Origin of the sequence: Acetobacter sicerae (assembly GCF_011516765.1) — a bacterium.
GTDB lineage: Bacteria > Pseudomonadota > Alphaproteobacteria > Acetobacterales > Acetobacteraceae > Acetobacter > Acetobacter sicerae.
Genome location: NZ_JAAABN010000008.1, coordinates 22,594 through 41,410 on the forward strand (window position 1 = coordinate 22,594; position 18,817 = coordinate 41,410).

An 18,817-nucleotide genomic window follows, 5' to 3' on the forward strand; every position below is an offset into this window, starting at 1 on the left:
TTAATGCACTGACATCATAAGGGTTTATTTTGTTTGTTGCGATTGTACATCAGAGTGCTTTAACGGTTTTGTTGATGATTTATTCGCTGGAAGAAGTGTTGAAAAAACATTAACAGAAAGCCAGCGTGATGGGCGGCCCTGGCCTTACATCGCTATAAAACCGGCCAGAAAGGTCAGGCGCAGCCCGATCGGGGTCGGTTCCATCATTACGGAGATCGAATGAAAATGCGTGAACTTACATCTGTAGAAATGACGGAAGTCTCCGGTGGCTGCTGCTATAATCCCTGTGGTTATCATCCGGTTGCCCCGAGCTGTGGCCCGAGCGCTTCCGTTATCGCTGCTTATGCCGGCTATCTGGCAGGTCAGTACAATGTTCAGGCCGATATCTTTAACGGCGCCAGCTGCTCGACCATTCAGTCAGCTATCTGCAACATGTTCGCTGATGTGCAGACCGGTTACACGATGGGTCAGAGCATGACCGTGAAGCAGGCTACAACTCTGCTCAACAATGTGGAATCCTCGATTCGTGGCGCTGTCACAACGAATTGCTGGGGCTGCGTCACCAGCATGAACCTGATTGATTTCCCGCCGTCAGCCAGCAACGGCGGTCTTGGCTGAGATCAGATCCGGATGGGGGCGTCGCAAGACTGCCCCCATTGATTTCTACGCTTTGATCTGTTGCTGTTTTTGTACATGTTTTCTTTTTATTCGTTTTTCTTTATTGTTTTGATGGCAGGCTGTAAGACCGTCCCGTCTGCACCTTAAGGTCTTCACTCTGTATGTCTTCTCTCTATCGTCAGGAAGCGCTTGACGCCCGTCGACAGGCGTGGCTGGGGCAGGTGCAGGCGACACAGTCGCTCTCCATACGCGTTATTTCCTGGGTTACACTGGCGCTGGTTTTTCTGGCCGTTCTGTACGTATGTTTCGGCATCTATACGCGCCGTGTGCATGCGACAGGTTACATGCTTCCCCCCACAGGACTGATCACCATTGACGCCAGCGCTGCAGGCATCATCAGCGCCCGGCTGGCGGAAGAAGGGCAGCATGTCCACAAGGGACAGAAGCTTTTTACCATTGATCTGGAAGCCCGCTCCTCGACCGGACCGACGCAGGAGCAGGTGCTGGGACAGTTGCGCAGACAGCGCGAACTGCTGGAACAGCAGAAGGAAATCCGTATTGCGGATGCGCCTGTGGAAAAGCAGGCGCTGATCAATCAGATTCGCAATCTTCAGCAGCAGCACAACCTGACGGGCATGCAGCTCTCCAACGACGCCAAGGTGCTGCCGGTGGTGGAAGCGGCCGTGAACCGCATGAAAAATGCGCAGAGCGCTCACCTTGTCACGGAAACGCAGTTTCAGAGCCAGCTCTATACTTACGCCCAGCTGCTCAGCAGTCATGCCCAGTTCATGCAGACCTACACGGACACTGAAGGCAAGATTTCAGACAATACGTCAAAGCTGATGCGCTATGACCGCCAGACTGCGCACGACATCAATGATCTGGACCGACAGATTTCCGATATCGACAAGCAGATCGATGAGAGTGAAAGCCATCGCACCATCATCATCGAAGCGCCTGATGATGGCATTCTTTCCGCCGTGCGCGGCAATCTTGGTCAGCAGGTCTCTGCCGGAACGCCTCTTGTCACGCTCCTGCCGACCGGACGGTCTCTGGATGCGGAACTGTATGTCAGCAGCGCTTCCATAGGCTTTTTGCGTGAAGGCGAGCCTGTGCTCATGCACTATGCGGCCTTTCCCTATCAGCGTTTCGGTCTGGCGCGTGGACGTGTTGTGGAAATAACCAGAGCGCCTATTACGGAATCCCAACCGGGACAGGGGCAGCAGTCCGCGTCCGGCAGCAAGGACAAGAAAGACAGCGGCAATGGGTCCGGTGGCAGCGATCTCTATCGTATCCGGGTGAAGCCGGATCTGCCTTACATCGTGGCTTATGGCGATAAAAAACCGTTGGAAGCCGGAATGGAAGTTGAAGCAGATATCGCCATCGATTCACGCAGGCTCTATCAGTGGATATTCGATCCGGTGATCAGCATGCGTCACAGTATTGACGCCATCAGTGGGGGGCTCGTCGACAAATGAGCGATGCCTTCAACTCTCTCCAGTTCGGTTTCGGCAAGAAAACACCCGTCATACTTCAGGTCGAGGCTGCTGAGTGCGGCATCGCCTGCCTTGCCATGATCATGGCCCATTATGGCCATCAGATCGATCTGGCGACCCTGCGCCGACGCTACTCGGTTTCCATTCAGGGTGTGACACTCAGAAGTCTCGTCCAGATTGCCGATCATATGGGGTTCTCGACCCGTGCGGTCAGGCTCGATCTCGACGATCTCGTCAATCTCAAGAAGCCCTGTATCCTGCACTGGGGCATGAATCACTTCGTGGTGCTCACGGAGGTCAAGGGTGACAGGATCACCATCAATGACCCCGCAGTCGGCAACCGCACCATCGGGATGGATGAGGTTTCCCGCGAGTTCACAGGCGTTGCGCTGGAAGCGACGCCCAATGAATCCTTCGAGAAGAAGGATGAGCGCGAAACCATCCGTCTGGGTGATCTGTTCCGTCACGTCGCGGGACTGCGCGGCGCGCTCATGGGGCTGTTCTTCCTGTCTCTCGGTCTGGAAGTCATCGCGCTGATCTCGCCGATGGTGTCTCAGGTTGTGATCGATGAAGTCATTGTTACCGCCGATCATGATCTTCTGAAAACCATCACCTTTGGGCTGGCGCTTCTGCTTCTGTTGCAGATGTTCATCGGCTCCGTCCGTACCTGGGCCGTGACCCTGTTCAGCACCCGCGTTGGTCTGGAGTGGAACACCAGCCTGTTCGATCATCTGACCCGCCTGCCGCTTGATTATTTCAGCAAGCGGCATGTCGGCGACGTGCTGTCGCGCTTCGGATCGCTGGGCACCATCCAGCAGACCATGACCACCGACATGGTGCAGACCGTCATGGACGGCATCATGGGTGTCGGCATGGGGGTCATGCTGTTTATCTATGGTGGCTGGCTGGGGCTGGTCGCCTGTATCGCTCTGGCGCTCGATATCCTGCTGCGTCTGGTGACGTATGGGACGTACCGCGAAGCTTCCGAAGAACAGATTGTCGTCAGCGCCCGTCAGCAGAGTCATTTCATCGAGACGCTGCGCGGCATGGCCAGCGTCAAGCTGCTTGGCCTGCGTGAGCGTCGGCGCGCGACCTGGCTGAATATCGTTATCGACAGCATCAACATCAAACTGCGGCTTCAGCGTTTTGATCTGATCTATGGTCGCCTTGGTGATTTCATCTTTGGCGCGGATCGTCTGATCATGATGGTGCTGGGAGCCTATCAGGTCATGGACGGCTCCATGTCCGTCGGTATGCTGGTCGCCTTCCTGTCCTATAAGGATCAGTTCGCAAGCCGCGTCGGCTCTCTGGTCAATACTGGCTTCAAGCTGCGTATGCTGAACATCCAGACCGACCGTCTGGCTGATATCGTCATGACCGAACCCGAGCCTGTGTCCGAAAGCATTCCCGGCACGCATCATGAAGGCTCTGCGGCGCTTGCCTGCCGAGGCGTGTCTGTGCGGTATGCGGCGCAGGAACCCTGGATTTTCCGCGGACTCGATCTGGATATTCCCGCCGGGTCCAGTGTCGCCATCGTCGGTCCGTCAGGCTGCGGCAAGACGACGCTGCTCAAGGCCATGATGGGTCTGCATGCGCTGGATGAAGGCAATATCTACATTGACGGTGTGGATACGGCGATACTGTCGATGGAAACCTATCGCGAGCGTATCGCCGGCGTGTTGCAGGATGACGGTCTCTTCTCGGGTTCCATTGCTGACAATATCAGCGGTTTTGCGGATGACCCGGATCAGAATCTGATTACCGAGTGCGCCGCCAAGGCCGCCATTCTTGAAGACATCAAACGTATGCCGATGGGTTTCGAGACTCTGGTGGGCGATATGGGTGGCGCTCTGTCAGGTGGCCAGAAACAGCGCGTCATTCTGGCGCGTGCGCTCTACAAGCGTCCGCAGATCCTGTTCCTTGATGAAGCCACCAGCCATCTTGACGAACATACGGAATCCATCGTGGCGCACTCGCTGCGGCAGATGAATGTCACGCGTGTGATGGTGGCCCACAGGCCTGCGACCATCGCTCATGCCGACTATATCTACTCTTTTGAGCCGGGCGGTATTCTCAAGCTGCGCAAGGCGCCGCAGCAGCAACCGGTTCAGCAGCCTGCGCCACAGGCCGGGCAGCCCGCCCCACAGGCGGCGGCTCCACAACAGGCTGCACCGACGCCGCCGTCTTACGGTGGTTCTTTCGGCTATGGTGGTGGCTGGCCTGCGAAGCCGCAGTAAAAGGGAAAATAAAGGGGCGGTTTACGGGGCTTCGCCTCGTGCCCCACAAAGGAACATAGTTCCTTTGATTCCGGTTTGCCCGCAAACATAAAGCGCCAGAAAATTCCAAAGAAGTTTTTGGGAAGCTTTTTTCAAAAACCGACATTCAAAAACTTTTGCTGTCATTTCTCAACAAAACACAGCGAGAACAGCCTCTTTCCCTTTCAGGCATGATCCGCCTTTCGCATAACGCACGAGTCAAAACCGGCTTTCGCTGATATTGAGAGCGGGCAACGGAAGGAAAGACGACGTTATGCGGTTTGTGCACAGTTCGGACTGGCAGATCGGAAAGACGTTCAATTTCGCAAGTGATGAGGTGCTGCGCGTCCTTCAGGCCGAACGGCTTGAAGTCATCAACCGGCTTGGTGAACTGGCGCGTGCGCAGGGTGCCGCGGATGTGCTCGTGGCTGGTGATATCTACGATTACGAGACCCCCTCCGACCGCACCCTGCGTCAGCCTCTGGAACGTATGCGTCAGTTTCCGGATCTGCGCTGGCATCTGATCCCCGGTAACCACGATTTCCTTCAGCCTAATGGGGTATGGGATCGGGTCAGACGTTCCGCTCCTCCAGAAAACATCCGCCTGCATCTGGAGCCAAATCCTGTTGCAATGACACCTGACGGCTCTGTCTGGCTGCTGCCTTCCGTGCTGAACCGCCGCCATACCCTGAACGACCCGACGCTCTGGATGGATGAGGCTGAAACGCCGGAAGGCGTCATGCGGATCGGGATGGCGCACGGGTCGGTTCGTGAATTCGGAAGCCAGCCCGGCGAACAGCCGAACCTGATTGCGCTTGATCGTGCTGCGAGGGCGGGGCTGGCCTATCTCGCTCTGGGCGACTGGCACGGGTTCAACAGGATCGGGGAGCGATGCGCCTATTCCGGCACGCCGGAAATCGACGGGTTCGATAAAGGCGGTGACGGAGGCGGTTCCGCTCTTGTCGTCTCGATTGACGGACCGAACGCCGTGCCGACCATCACACCGCATCGGGTCGGACGCTTTTCGTGGAAACGGGTGCAGGCCACCCTCACGTCACGCGACGAGATCGAGGCGCTGGAAAACCGGCTGCGATCGCTGGACCCGCAGAACCTGAGTTCCCTGCTGGTCTGGCTGGATGCGGAGGGGCATCTGACGCTGGAAGACATGACGCTTTTCGACGAGAAAATCCTGACGGGCGTCGAGGCGGCGCTCTGCCTGCTGCGTCTGGGGAAACGTCCCGAACTGGTCGCGTCGGAAGCGGATCTGTCCACCTTTGGCGAGGCGGGTGTTGTCAGTCGCGCGGCCATCCGTTTGCAGACACTGAGTGCTGCGCCGGGGCCTGAACAGCAGCATGCCATGGCGGCCCTGCAACGACTGGCGGTTCTCTGGCGGAGTGAGCGAAGCGCATGAGCACGAACGGACTGATCTTCACCACTCTGGAAGTGGAAAACTTCCGCCGTTTCACCGGTATTCACCGTCTCGACGGGTTGGGACCGGGGCTGAATCTGCTGGCCGCTTCGAACGAGTCCGGCAAATCGACCATGCTGGCCGCTCTGCGGGCGCTGTTCCTCTACAAACCGGGTTCTTCCACGAAAACCACACGGTCCTTCGAGCCATATGGTGGTGGCGCGCCCCGTATTCTGGCGGAGTTCACACTGAACGGTCAGACCTACCGTTTTGAAAAACAGTTTCTGAAAAAGAGCTTTACCCGTCTGACAGATTCTGCCGGGTTGAAAGAAGGCGATGACGCCGACGCGGCAGTGCAGACCCTTCTCGGACTGAGCGCTGCGAAAAAGAACGAGACTGACGGGCTGCTTCCCGCTCTGTGGGTGGAGCAGGGCCAGAGCTTCATCCAGCCTGAACTGTGCGATACGGCGCGACAGAGCGTGCAGTCCTGCCTGAACGCCGACTTCGCGGAGATCACCGGAGGCGCGGACGCCGCCCGGATCCTGAAACGTGTGCAGGACGATCTGGGCAGGCTGGTCAACGGTCACAATAAACGGCAGGGCCGCTATGCCGATGCGGTGACGGGCGAAGAAACCGCCACTGCCGCCCTGGCGACTCTGGAAAGCCGGCAGAGCGCTCTTGAGCTGGATCTGAGAGAACTCGCCCATACACGTCTTCAGTTGGGACGGGAGCAGGACCCGGCGCGCCAGCAGGCCGAGCAGGATGAACTGGAGCAGGCCAGAACCCGGAAAAACGATCTGCTGCGCTTCGGAAAACGCGAAGCCGAGGCAAAGGCGGCGGTCGAAACAGCACAGCGTGACTGGAACCGTCTGCGGGATGAACGTGCGCTTCGGGCAGACCGACGGCAGCGTCTGGCGGACGCCCGGCAGAAAGCTCTTGAGGCCGATGAGGAGCATCGTCAGGCGGCGGCGCGGCTGCAACGGGCAGAGGCCGCGCTTGCGGAACAGAGTGATGCGCTTGGCAAACTCGATGAGCGTCGGATGGCGGCGGCCAAGGCCGTCAGCCGTGCGGATCAGGCGCTCGTTTATCTCCAGCAGCAGGAACAGCGGGATGAAGCGGACCGGCAACTGCATCATCTTGAAAGCCTGACGGCGCAGGTTGAAAAAACCCGTGCGGCTTTCATGGCCTTTAGGGTGGATGAAAAACGTCTCCGGGCCATTCAGGCAGCGGACAAGGCTGTTTTTGAAGCAAAGACCGCGCTTGGCGCTCAGGCGACCGGGCTGGAGGTCGCTCTGGAGCCCGGCGCTGCGGAGCGGGTGCGTCTCAATGGGCGGGCGGTGGAAGCCGGGCGTCTCGATCTGGTCGATCCGGCTGAACTGAAGATCGAAGGTATCGGCACGTTCCGCATTATTCCGGCCATTCGTGATCGCGCCGTCATGCAGGAAGCGATTGACCGGGCGCAGCAGGCGTTTCAGGTGGCGCTGGATGCGGCTGGCTGCGCGGATATGGCGGCGGCCCACGCGGATATGGAGCGCCGTCGTCAGGCCGAGGCGGCCTGCAACGCTGCGGAAGAGGGCCTGAAAGCGGCCATGAAGGCGTTTCAGGCCGATACGCCCGACCGCGCCATGGCGATGCTGCGTCAGCGTATCGCCAATGCGGAAGCCGGACTGGTTCAATGGAGAGAAGCACAGGGCGACGATGCCGCCGCGCTTCCGGCATCCATGGAGGATGCCAGAGCCGGTCTGGCGGCAGCCCGACAGGCGCTTCAGGACGTGGAGCAGGACATTGTCCGGACGCGCGAGGCCCTGCGTGACCCCATCGCCGAACAGGACGTGGCGCGGAAGCTTCTGGAGGAACGTCGGTCAGACTGTCGTGTGCTCAGGGATCGGCAGGACAATCTGCAGGTTGAGGAAGACGCGGCGCAGGCCAGTGAGCCGGACGCGGTGCTGAATGAGCGTTTTGAGAAGGCGGGGGAGACCCTGAATACGGCGGAGCGGGCGCTGGAGCGTCTGAACGGGGAGCGGCCTTCCGAGCCGGAGGCTCTTGTCGATGCGGCCATCAGTCGTCTGGAAACCCAGATTGCGGGGCGGCGGGACCGTCTTGCGCGTCTGCAACAGGATGTGACGACACGGGAGGTACGGATTCAGGCGGCGGAAGGCAGCGGTCTGGATGAGGCGATCGCCGCCTGCAAACGCGACATCGAGCGGCACCGGACGGAACGCGAGTCCTGTGAGCAGGAGGTTGCCGTTCTCAGGCTTCTCAGGGAAACGCTCATGGAGGCGGAGCGGGAGACGACCGAACGCTATCTCGCGCCGCTGACCCGTGCGCTTCAGCCGGCGATCGAGATGCTGTTTCCGCGTGCGACGGCCCATCTGCAAACCGATTTCACTGTGTCCGGGTTGAGTCGCGGACGCACGGAGGAGGATATCGAAAGGCTATCGGATGGGACACGCGAGCAGATTGCCGTGCTGGTCCGGCTGGGCTTTGCGGACATCCTGCATGCACAGGGTCGTCCCGCCATGCTGATTCTCGATGACGCGCTGTGCTTCTCCGATGCGCTGCGGATGAGGACGCTGTTCGATATTCTGACAGACGCCGCCAGCCGGATGCAGATCATCGTCATGACCTGTCGGGCCGAGCAGTTTGAGGAATTGTCCGCACGGCCGCTGCGCCTCGTGGCGGAGTGTGGGGCTGTGTGATCAGGACACACCTGATGCGAAATGGCCTCATTCTGTCCGTTGGTCGGATGACAGGAGGTCCCTGCGTTGCTAGAAGGCCCGGCAATACCCGGGTTGCGGGTCGTGTGGTGCAGTTTCACAGGAAAATCGGCAGATGAAGATCGTCGCTTGTAACAGCAACCTACCGCTCGCCGAAGCTGTAGCGGCTGAACTCAATATGTCGCTTTGCAACGCCTCCGTGCGTCGCTTCGCCGATATGGAAGTCTTTGTCGAGATTTTCGAGAATGTGCGTGGTGAGGATGTGTTTGTCGTGCAGAGCACCTGCATGCCGACGAATGACAATCTCATGGAATTGCTGATCATGCTGGACGCGCTGCGGCGCGGTTCGGCCCGCCGGATCACGGCCGTCATGCCGTATTTCGGTTACGCCCGTCAGGACCGTAAATCTGGTCCCCGCACGCCGATCAGCGCCAAGCTGGTGGCGAACCTGCTGGTCGAGGCCGGCGCTGACCGTGTGCTGACCATGGACCTGCACGCCATGCAGATTCAGGGCTTCTTCGACGTGCCGGTGGACAATCTTTATGCCGCGCCTCTGTTCGTGCGCGACATCAAGGAGCGTTACGGCGACCGCGATCTGATGATCGTCTCGCCCGATGTCGGCGGCGTGGTGCGTGCGCGTCAGCTGGCGCAGCGCCTGAACACCGATCTGGCCATCATCGACAAGCGCCGCGAGCGCGCCGGTGTGTCCGAGGTCATGAATGTCATCGGTGACGTGAAGGGCCGTCACTGCCTGCTGGTTGACGATATCGTGGATAGCGGTGGTTCGCTCTGCAACGCGGCGCAGGCCATCATCAACAATGGCGCGGCGTCCGTCGGCGCTTATGTCACGCACGGCGTGCTGACCGGTCAGGCGGTCGAGCGGATTGGCGCATCTCCGATCGAGATGCTCACGCTGACAGACAGCATCAAGGCGACGGAAGCTGTGAAAGCGGCCCACAACATCCGGCAGATCACGACAGCCAACCTGCTCGCACGGGCCATGCGGGCCGTATCCGACGAGAGTTCCGTCTCGTCGCTGTTTGACTGAGAAAGCAGAGGACTGCCTTGTGATTACCCCGACACGGTACTGGTATCTCCGTCATGGTGAGACGGACTGGAACAGGCAGGGTCTGTCGCAGGGCCGGACCGATATACCGCTCAATGAAACCGGACTGGAGCAGGCGCGCAAGGCCGGTGGTCTGCTGGCGCAGGAAGCGCTGGGTGATCTGAGAATCAGCCGGATTGTCTCTTCTCCGCTGGCCCGCGCCCTGCGCACGGCGGAGGTTGCGGCAGACGCGCTGAAGGAACGCTACGGTGTTCGTCCGGTGCTCACCATGGATGTGGGGCTGGAAGAGGTCTGCTTCGGTGAGCAGGAAGGCTGCCCGATGGGCGAATGGTACGATGACTGGGTGGAGGGGCTTTACACTCCTCCCGGAGCCGAGCCATTCGCTTTCTTGCGTGACCGCGCCGTCGCCGCCCTGAACAGGGCTCTGACCGAGCAGGGCACGGTGCTGATAGTCGCCCACGGCGCACTGTTCCGCGCTCTGCGGTCCGCCATGCACCTCCCGGCGAATGTCCGGCTTCCCAACGCCATCCCGCTTGTGGCCGAGCCGCCGGAGGTGGCGGGAACGCCCTGGAATCTGAAGCTGTTCGCGTAAAGAAGGCCGATCTGTTCAGCCGAACAGATCGACAGCGGCGGATTTTACGGTTTTTCCGTCCTTGCCCGCGCTGCTCTTGGTCAGAACGTTCCCTGTGGAATCCAGACCGATTGAAAGGCCGCCGCCATGAGAGCGCTGGCCGGTCGCGTTGATGTTGGTGTCGGCGATTTTGGCTGGCGCTGCGGAGGTGCGGCTGCGATGCTGTAGAGCGAGCAGGGCGTAGCCGGTGCCGCTCAGGGACGCTGAACTCGTCATGGCCTATGTCCTTCAATAAATCGTCCTGACCGTACGACGGGAATGTTAGCGCACGGTAAATTTACGTGTGCAATCAAACAGAGCCTATTCTCCGGCGTTACTCTGTGTGTCCTAATCGGACCACGAACCGGAGATCAGCCATATGACTTTCAAAAGAACGATCAGGAATGCTTTCCTGGCCTCAGCTGTGTTTGCAGCGTCGGCTTCCATGGCGTCAGCCGCGGAGAAGGACGAAATGTTCATGGGAAACTTCTCGGGTGAGCATGCCGCGACCTCTCATCCCGCAGGCATGGTCGACGCCACTCTTGATGCCAGGACGCATGAACTGACCTACAGCATCCAGTGGTCCGGCCTGTCCGGTCCCGTGACCGTCGCCCATTTCCATGGTCCCGCCGCCCCGGATCAGGATGCCGGTATCGTCGCTCCCATCGACGGTCCTTACACCAGCCCGCTGAAAGGCAAGGTCAAACTCGACAGCAATCAGGTTGAGGAGCTTGAAGCAGGGAAAGTGTATGTGAATCTGCATACGACCGAACACCCCAATGGCGAAGCCAGAGCGCAACTGGTCAAAAACTGAACATCCGCAGCCGGGTCACAATCATGGAACCTGTTGCGTGATGATAAGCCTGTATTGATTGGCTGGGGGGTAGCAGGAGCACGGTTCTGCTGGCCCCTTTTTCATCTGCGTACAGGGTTTTACCGAACAGCCGCCCGGCAGGACAGCGAGGACCTGTATAATGTTTGATGCTGTCATCATTGAAAAAAAGGACGGGGAGCAGACTGCGTCTTTTCGCCAGATAGCACAGGACGCGCTCCCTGCGGGCGATGTGCTGGTGAAGATCGAATGGTCTACCCTCAACTACAAAGATGCGCTCGCCATCACCGGCAAGGGGCCGATCGTGAAATCCTGGCCGATGGTGCCGGGAGTGGATTTTTCCGGCACGGTCGTTGAATCCCGCTCGCCCGATTTTCAGCCCGGCGACAGAGTGCTGCTCAACGGCTGGGGCGTGGGAGAAAAACACTGGGGCGGTCTCGCCGGTCTGGCCCGGGTCAACGCTGAATGGCTGATAGCGCTTCCGAGTGCGTTCTCTACCCGTCAGGCCATGATTCTCGGCACGGCAGGTTATACGGCCATGCTCTGTGTCATGGCGCTGGAACATGCCGATGTTAAGCCCACTGACGGGCCGGTGCTGGTGACGGGCGCGTCTGGTGGTGTGGGCAGTATTGCCGTGATGCTGCTTTCCGAACTTGGTTATGAGGCCGTCGCCGTCACGGGGCGCATGACGGAAAAAGACTATCTCGAAAGTCTTGGCGCCAGTCGGGTGATCGGGCGTGAGTTGTTTACACAGAAGACACGTCCGTTGGAAAAAGCCGAATGGGCTGGTGCGGTTGATGTTGTCGGTGGGCAGGTGCTGGCGTCGGTCTGCGCCGCCATCCGTCCGCGTGGGGCTGTGGCCGCATGTGGTCTTGCTGGCAGTATGGATCTGCCTTTGACCGTTGCTCCGTTTATCCTGCGTGGCGTGAGTCTGCTCGGGATCGACAGCGCCCTGTGTCCCCGTGAACAGCGGATCAGGGCGTGGGAACGGCTTGCCGGTCTGATCGACGTGACGCGTCTGGAGGATGTGGTGAGTGAATACCCGCTGTCAAAGGCCATTGAAGCGGCTCATGCGCTGATGGATGGCCGGACACGAGGGCGGATTCTGATCAACGTCGCGGGGTAGGGTGACGGAAGCGGGGAAAGAGCGCTTTTGAGGTCTATCCCCGCCGCTGGGCGATATTTAAAGAAGTTCTTTTCTGTATCAGGAAATAACAGCGATCCCGGTGATTTCCACTTTCCAGCTCGGGTCCGCCAGCTTTGCTTCGACTGTTGCCCGGGCAGGTTTGTTGTCGCGATCCAGCCAGGCATCCCATGCGCGGTTCATGGCCGCCATATCATTGATGTCGGCAAGAAAGATCTGCACGGACAGAAGATTGCTCTTGCTGGTGCCCGCCTCGGCCAGAAGCGCGTCGATCTGGCGGAGTATGTCGGCGGTCTGCCCTTCCGCGTCCAGTGTTGCGTCATCGGCGACCTGCCCGGCGAGATAAACCATATTGCCGCAGATGGAGGCTCCGCTGAGGCGTTCTTCCGGAGCAAGGCGTTTGATGGTCATGAGGCGTCCTTTCGCTGGGAGGGGATATGGCAAAGCATATGACGGGTTCCTCGATTGTGAACAGGGCTAAATCTGTAAAAAGACAGGATCTTTTCTGTTTCTGCGCCCTGTTTTTCAAATTCGATATTTTGTTTATGTATTTTAAAAATAGTTCTTTCTGAATTGGTGAAATGATTCAATAAATGCGGAATTTTCTCTTTATATGAATTTGTAAATAATGATGATAACGGAAATGAATGGATTTTATAATGTGCGGTTAATAAGTTGTGGAAGAACAGGAAGTGCCTTAATGCACGGTTAATCCGCTTGTGTCCGCCTGTGCTCTGTAATGAGTGCCTGACGTGTTGTTTCTGGGCAATGCAGCTATGCAAGAAAAACCGAGGCCTGTATTTTCCTGAGGTAATCAGCCTTTTCCCTCGGTCTTTGTATCATGACGTTTCTTTCCGTTACATGTTTGCCATTCTCTCAACCTGAATGAGGATTACTTCATATTTGCATCACATAGGAGATGAATATGAAAAAGCTTCTACTTATCGCTGCAGCCCTTACCCTCAGCACACCGATGATCGCTCACGCTGAGAACAATGATCAGGGCGGATACAACCACCAGAATGGCGATGAGCGTCATGATGACCGTCGTGATCACGACGATAACCGTCAGAATGGCGATAACAACTCTGGCGACCAGAATGGCGAAGGCCGCCACCATCATGAAGGCAAGCACGGCAAGCATGAAGGTAAGCACGACGGCAAGCATGGTGGCGAACATCGTGATGACCGTGACAACAATAACGGCAACAACAACTAATCCTTGTTGAAGTCGTTATTTTGCGGGGCGGCTCCAGAGTCGCCCCGTTTTTTATGTACGGTCGCTTGCCAATTTCACATTCAAATTTCCCTGTTCACCGGTTTTTTTCTGGCAGATTAGGTATTTTTGAGATGTGAACGGTTGCCTCTTCTTTTTTAATAATAGTGTTTTTATTTTGCAGTTATCGTATAATTGCAAAAAGACTGCCGTATATGCAGAAAAAATATAGATTGACTGAACGCTTCTGGGTGTAATGCGTGCGGGTTGTGTCCTGTGAAAGAATGGTTCCAATAAAATATTATTGTAAAAAAGGATATTTTAAAATCCCTTCGAAAAGTCATGCCTGATCGAAGGTAAACAAAAATGGCTGTTTCCGGAAACTCCCTGAATTCGGCACTTAGATGGGATCCTGATTATTGGAAACGATCTTCAGCTTGAATGAAAATTTTATAAAATACTTCCGTTGCAATAGACACTTTCTCTGTGTGCCGGTTTCGTAAGAAATTCGTGCCCAATCGATCAGTTCCTGAAGACTCTGGATAGCCCCTCCGGGAGAGATATGGGGGTCACCCCCAGTCTTTCTTTCATGGGCGCAATATCGAAGTTCTTATTCTCCGTCAGTCGGCGTATCTCGGCGTCTTCAATTCGGGGAACGCCGGGAAGTTTGCGCAAGATATAAGCTGCCATTCTGATACACCAGTCCGGAACAGAAATGATGCATATCTTTCTGGATTCAGAAAACTGAGCGATCATACTGACAAATTTTCTGTATGTGACTGCATTGGGACCTGCGATGACCAGAGTTTCCGGTCCTTTGACTGCGCCAGACAGTATCAGGGGAATGGCGGCAACGACGCTGCGTGTGACATCCCGCTGCTCAATGGGTTGCACAAGAAAACGTCCTCCGTCGGGCAAGGGAACGATAGGCAGTTTCTTTAAAAGAGCCGCCAGACGCTGGACATTGTTTTCACCTTGAGCGCCGTAAATCATCGTTGGGTGTAGAAGCAGGGAGGGTCTTCCATCTTCCCTGAGGGCGCGCTCTCCGGCGAGAACTCCGTTGCCATGGGCATCCGGCCAGCGTGTGAATTTTCTGGTGCTGCCCAGCGCCACGACCGGCGCGGAGGTGACAGCAAGGATGGCGGGAATATACCGTGCATGAGCGGTATTGACGACAATATCGGCGTCTTTCAGAGCAGCTGAAAGACGGTCATGGTCCGTAAGGTCTGCTTCCCTGACTGCTGAACAGTGCCGGGACAGTTCAGGAACAAGATTGTTCCTGTTCCTGACGACTGCAATCACTTTATAGCCTTCTGCAAGAAGGCTGTGGCATAGAGCCGATCCTGACCGACCACTGGCCCCGATAACGGCGATCGTCACTTCAGAAGCTGAAAACTGCATTTTTATATCCTGTCAGTGTTGATGTCCGTTTCGCGTCAAGTGTCACGGCGTTGGTCGTATCAGAATATCATCCAGCCCGGAGGAGAGACCTTGGGTGAAATCCGGTCGCAGATGCATCTGGTCTGCAAATTTTGGTGTGCCATCATTCATGAGCGGAAAACAGGTCTCAACTGATCCGCAGATCGCCTGTGTCAGATCCAGTGTGGAGCTGCCGGTGTCCTGGGCCATACTGGTCAGAAAAGATATTATCGTTGCATGTTCGGCCATTATGGGAGCGAGAGGAACACCATTCTGCAAGGTATCCTTGTCCAGACTCAGATGCGTGAAATGTCGCGTCACCATATGGGCGGGATCGAAGCGGGGGCTGATGGGTGTTGGCATGATGAAAACGATCTTGCGTTGTCCGTTCTCCGACAGAGCTCTGAGTCTTTCCTCCGCCTTGATTTTTTTGATTGGCCACTCTGCAGGTGGTCCGAAAACCCGTTCCCAGAGTGCGCCCATAATAATTGTATGCACGGGCCATTTTGCCAGAATGCGGTCCTGTACCGCAGGCATCGCATTGCAATAGATGAAGTCTTTTTGAGGCTTCTCGACAGGCAGGGGAGCACAGCTCGGTCCCGATATGAAAATGACCGTGCGTTTCAGGCGACCTTGCGCAAACAGGGCATCCACACGTGGCCCCCACTGGAACAGAAGACTGTCTCCGGTAAACAGGACAGGGGCTTCAGGGCCTGAACCGATGACGCCCACCGTCAGTCCCTGTATATGCTCGACACGCATGTGAGGTGTAATCGGAAAAATTCCGTTCTGTTCAGCAAGATTTATTTTCTCAAGATTGACGCCGGGTGTGTCGCGTCCCAGCGCCGTGCTGTGTCCTGGCCATGCCCGAAGTGTCAGTCCCAGTGCGGCAGTGACCGCCAGTGCGGAAAGAAGGCCGATAACGGTGCGTCGTTCGGGCGTTTTCCATCGTAGAGGCGCTTCGACGAACCGCGTTGTAAGAGCCGCCAGTACGACAGAAATCGTGATGATCGCATATCCCGTACTTCTATGGGTATGACTGACACCATGAATAAGATGCTCATACGCGATGAGCGGCCAATGCCAGAGATAGAGCGGGTAGCTGATGGACCCCAGCCATCTTGCTGGCCTGGAGGAGAGTATATGTCGCGCCAGCCATGTTTCAGGACCGGCAGCGATCGCCAGAGCAGCGCCTAACACCGGAAAAAGGGCGGTGGGTGAAGGAAAAAACCAGTCCTGTCTGAGCTGGAAGGCAGCAATGAGAAGGCAGAGTAATCCGCCTGCGCCTGAGGCAGCCCGCCAGCGAGGAGAGAGTCTGTCGAGCCCGTGTCCACCGAGGACGAGGCCAGCCCCTGCCATGAACTCCCATATACGGGAAAAAGGCAGGTAAAAATCAGTGGCGGGAGAGAGAAACACGCAACCTGATCCTATAGCGAAAGACACCAACCCAGTGGCGAGAGTTACTTTTGCCAGAGAAATTGCTTTGCGGCGGGACAGGGCAATAAGAGCAGGCCAGAAGAGATAGAACTGCTCCTCCACACCGAGGGACCAGAGATGCAGCAGAGGCTGGAGACTGGCCGAACGATCAAAATATCCCTGTGTCTGCCAAGAAAAAAAATTGGATAGAAATGTCGCGCCAGCAAAGCAGGCCGTGCCGAGCGCGCTGAGTTCATTGGGCAGCAAAAAGAACATCCCGGCGACGACTGTGGCCAGCAGCACGCAGAGAAGCGCGGGAGCGAGACGACGCACGCGGCGGGTGTAGAATGAGGCGAAACTGATTTCACGTCGGCTGATCTGACGTGTGATCAGAAACCCGGAGATGACGAAAAATACGTCCACGCCGCAGAAACCGCCGGGCAGCCAGCGCGGAAAGACGTGATACACCACCACTGCGATGACCGCGAAGGCGCGCAGGCCATCGATATCCCCGCGATAGGTGGCTTTGTTCTCAGGTAAGGGCGCCAGACTCATTCAGAGGGTCTTACCCTGATTTGCCCTGTTTTCGTAGCCACCAGAAAAGATGCGGGGAGACGCACCTCTCTTCTATCCCTTGGATTAACGTGTGACGTAGTCTGGTTCAGGTCATGAGACGAGCCTCATGCAGAGCCTCGGCGAAACGTGCGCGCGTTGCTTTCCCCATGCGACTCATGCCGCATGCATCGCGCATCCGCGCGATGGCTTCATCATCCTCACAGCCGCTTGCGATCACGTGACAGGCGAGGTCCACGAGGACAGCAAGAGGCAGTGTTGCTGGGTCCACGCTCTTTTCTGAAGTGAGGGATGCCAAGGGTAGGCGTGGGACGACAGGCAACCGTTCCGACCACAGGAATATGCCAATACTGTCGTCTGTCCGGCCAAGAGATGATGGAATTGCCTCCTGAATGCGTTCGCGAATTTCACGACCGGCACGGGCAAAACCATGCTGCCGTGAGATGGTCTGAATCAGAACGTCTTCGCGGATCACTCCTGCCTGATCTACGGCGCGAACGATCAACCGGGTCAGGGTCGGCAGGACTATTGATATGACCGCCAAGGTTGCGTATATTTTCTCCATAAGAAAAATATTTTCTTAAAAGAGAAATTGCTGCTGTTGCGGGAATCAGGGAAGTGCAAAAAAACGTGACCACGTTGGCAGATCTGGCACAAGAGCATGTTACCGATCTTGCCATGGAGCCTTACTGGTGGCGATCTCTGCCGCAGGAGGCTGAGGGCCCCGAACAGATTCCTGAAAAAACTGATGTGGCTGTTGTCGGGTCGGGTTTTACCGGGTTGTCGGCGGCTTTGACACTGGCTCGAGAAGGTCGCTCGGTGACTGTTCTCGAGGCAGGGCGTCTGGGCTTTGGTGCTTCCACACGCAACGGTGGTCAGGTCGGATCAGGTAACCAGAAATTCAGAGTGGCGACGCTCATTGAAATGATGGGTGTCCAAAAAGCGGAGGCCATGCTGCGTGAGGGCGTTGCGATGCTCGATCATATCGATGCGCTGGTCCACGAATTGAAGATAGAGTGTTTCTTTGTGCGCTGCGGGCGGTTTCGCGGTGCTGTAAGACCTTCCCATTATGAAGCCATGGCCCGTGACATGGAAGATTTGCGACGACATGCGCAAGTCGAGTCTTTTATGGTCCCCCGGTCGGAACAGCACAGAGAGATCGATACGGATTATTTCTTTGGCGGTTCGGTGCTGCCGCAGGATGCTTCGCTCCATCCCGGGCTTTATCACGCGGGCTTATCGGATGCGGCAGCAAAAGCCGGAGCACAGCTCATCGGTGAGACGCCAGTAAGAGCCGTGCAGCCCGAAGCCGAGGGTTTCAGTGTCCATACGGATCGGGGAACACTGTGGGCGCGTAATGTCATCATTGCCACCAACGGATATCGTCAGAATTTCAATAAATTCTGTCACAAGCGGATTGTGCCTGTGACATCCTCCCTTATTGCTACAGCGCCGATGAACAGAGAGCTGTTAAATGCGCTCTTTCCGTCCGGACGTGTCTACGGAAATTCCGCCCGTGTTTTTTCTTATTTCCGTAAGGCGCCCGATGAATCGCGTATCATCTGGGGCGGTCGTGTAGGAAGAAACGCAGGAGAGATGGATCCCCGATCCTATGCGCATCTTGCCAGTGATATGCTCAAGGTATTTCCGCAGATTGCGGATGTAGGTGTCACGCACGCCTGGTCAGGACGCATCGGTTACACATTCGACGAATTTCCACATCTGGGTCGTACGCCGGACGGTATTCATTATGCGATGGGGTATTGCGGAACAGGAGTGTCACGATCCACCTGGTTCGGTCGCAAGATAGCTCTGCAACTCCTCGGAAAATATGAGGGATTTTCAGAATTTACCGGATTGCGGTTTCCTTCACATCCCTTTCAGACATTTGCGCCGATGGCTGTTCCTCTTTTTGAGCAGTGGTACCGGGCAAAGGATGCATTGGAAAAATAATCGAACAGAGCGAAGGTGATCTGAAAACAGATTTTGCGAACTGAAACAAGAAGGGCCACATCTCAGGATGTGGCCCTGTCATATCACCCTTACC

The 18,817-nt window shown here is 56.8% G+C and carries 16 protein-coding genes; 11 read left to right on the plus strand and 5 right to left on the minus strand.

Annotated elements, in window-relative coordinates:
• Window positions 1–225: 225 nt before the first annotated feature.
• The 7 genes from GVI59_RS10310 (at window position 226) to GVI59_RS10340 (ending at window position 10,152) form a co-directional block, all read left to right on the plus strand.
• Window positions 226–618, plus strand: a complete 393-nt coding sequence (locus GVI59_RS10310; RefSeq protein WP_173574198.1) for a hypothetical protein — start codon at window positions 226–228, stop codon at window positions 616–618.
• Window positions 619–779: 161 nt separating this feature from the next.
• Window positions 780–2,096 carry an HlyD family secretion protein gene (locus tag GVI59_RS10315; RefSeq protein ID WP_173574199.1) on the plus strand — a complete coding sequence of 439 codons (1,317 nt, stop codon included), beginning with the start codon at window positions 780–782 and terminating at the stop codon, window positions 2,094–2,096.
• The gene (locus GVI59_RS10320) at window positions 2,093–4,351 is read left to right on the plus strand and encodes a peptidase domain-containing ABC transporter (protein WP_173574200.1); all 2,259 of its coding nucleotides are present in this window, start codon (window positions 2,093–2,095) and stop codon (window positions 4,349–4,351) included. Before GVI59_RS10315 ends, GVI59_RS10320 begins: the two co-directional genes overlap by 4 nt.
• 292 nt (window positions 4,352–4,643) lie before the next feature.
• Window positions 4,644–5,780 (plus strand): metallophosphoesterase family protein, encoded by a 1,137-nt coding sequence (locus GVI59_RS10325; protein ID WP_173574201.1) that lies wholly within the window; start codon window positions 4,644–4,646, stop codon window positions 5,778–5,780.
• Window positions 5,777–8,476 carry a hypothetical protein gene (locus tag GVI59_RS10330; RefSeq protein ID WP_173574202.1) on the plus strand — a complete coding sequence of 900 codons (2,700 nt, stop codon included), beginning with the start codon at window positions 5,777–5,779 and terminating at the stop codon, window positions 8,474–8,476. Before GVI59_RS10325 ends, GVI59_RS10330 begins: the two co-directional genes overlap by 4 nt.
• Window positions 8,477–8,609: 133 nt before the next feature.
• On the plus strand, window positions 8,610–9,542 hold the full coding sequence (locus tag GVI59_RS10335; protein WP_173574203.1) for a ribose-phosphate pyrophosphokinase: 933 nt from the start codon (window positions 8,610–8,612) through the stop codon (window positions 9,540–9,542).
• Between the two features lie 19 nt (window positions 9,543–9,561).
• On the plus strand, window positions 9,562–10,152 hold the full coding sequence (locus tag GVI59_RS10340) for a histidine phosphatase family protein (RefSeq protein ID WP_173574204.1): 591 nt from the start codon (window positions 9,562–9,564) through the stop codon (window positions 10,150–10,152).
• A 15-nt stretch (window positions 10,153–10,167) separates the two neighbouring features.
• On the opposite strand, the gene GVI59_RS10345 is transcribed toward GVI59_RS10340, so the two are convergent.
• On the minus strand, window positions 10,168–10,407 hold the full coding sequence (locus tag GVI59_RS10345) for a hypothetical protein (protein ID WP_173574205.1): 240 nt from the start codon (window positions 10,405–10,407) through the stop codon (window positions 10,168–10,170).
• A gap of 142 nt (window positions 10,408–10,549) precedes the next feature.
• Here GVI59_RS10345 and GVI59_RS10350 point away from each other — a divergent pair, with 142 nt between their 5' ends.
• Together GVI59_RS10350 and acuI are read left to right on the plus strand one after the other, a co-directional pair.
• On the plus strand, window positions 10,550–10,984 hold the full coding sequence (locus GVI59_RS10350; protein ID WP_173574206.1) for a CHRD domain-containing protein: 435 nt from the start codon (window positions 10,550–10,552) through the stop codon (window positions 10,982–10,984).
• 160 nt (window positions 10,985–11,144) lie between these two features.
• Window positions 11,145–12,128, plus strand: a complete 984-nt coding sequence (gene acuI, locus GVI59_RS10355; RefSeq protein ID WP_173574207.1) for an acrylyl-CoA reductase (NADPH) — start codon at window positions 11,145–11,147, stop codon at window positions 12,126–12,128.
• A gap of 78 nt (window positions 12,129–12,206) precedes the next feature.
• Here the strand turns inward: acuI and GVI59_RS10360 are convergent, their stop codons facing one another.
• Window positions 12,207–12,557 carry a RidA family protein gene (locus GVI59_RS10360; RefSeq protein WP_173574208.1) on the minus strand — a complete coding sequence of 117 codons (351 nt, stop codon included), beginning with the start codon at window positions 12,555–12,557 and terminating at the stop codon, window positions 12,207–12,209.
• A gap of 514 nt (window positions 12,558–13,071) precedes the next feature.
• Here GVI59_RS10360 and GVI59_RS10365 point away from each other — a divergent pair.
• Window positions 13,072–13,365, plus strand: a complete 294-nt coding sequence (locus tag GVI59_RS10365) for a hypothetical protein (RefSeq protein ID WP_173574209.1) — start codon at window positions 13,072–13,074, stop codon at window positions 13,363–13,365.
• Between the two features lie 519 nt (window positions 13,366–13,884).
• On the opposite strand, the gene GVI59_RS10370 is transcribed toward GVI59_RS10365, so the two are convergent.
• The 3 genes from GVI59_RS10370 to GVI59_RS10380 form a co-directional block, all read right to left on the minus strand.
• The gene (locus tag GVI59_RS10370; protein WP_173574210.1) at window positions 13,885–14,763 is read right to left on the minus strand and encodes an SDR family oxidoreductase; all 879 of its coding nucleotides are present in this window, start codon (window positions 14,761–14,763) and stop codon (window positions 13,885–13,887) included.
• A 42-nt stretch (window positions 14,764–14,805) separates the two neighbouring features.
• Window positions 14,806–16,752, minus strand: coding sequence for an acyltransferase family protein (locus GVI59_RS10375; RefSeq protein WP_173574211.1), 1,947 nt, complete (start codon window positions 16,750–16,752; stop codon window positions 14,806–14,808).
• A 106-nt stretch (window positions 16,753–16,858) separates the two neighbouring features.
• Window positions 16,859–17,314, minus strand: coding sequence for a DUF3320 domain-containing protein (locus tag GVI59_RS10380; protein ID WP_242013058.1), 456 nt, complete (start codon window positions 17,312–17,314; stop codon window positions 16,859–16,861).
• A gap of 86 nt (window positions 17,315–17,400) precedes the next feature.
• Here GVI59_RS10380 and GVI59_RS10385 point away from each other — a divergent pair, with 86 nt between their 5' ends.
• Complete coding sequence (locus GVI59_RS10385; RefSeq protein ID WP_338422092.1) at window positions 17,401–18,723, plus strand: NAD(P)/FAD-dependent oxidoreductase; 1,323 nt, start codon at window positions 17,401–17,403, stop codon at window positions 18,721–18,723.
• Window positions 18,724–18,817: the final 94 nt, after the last annotated feature.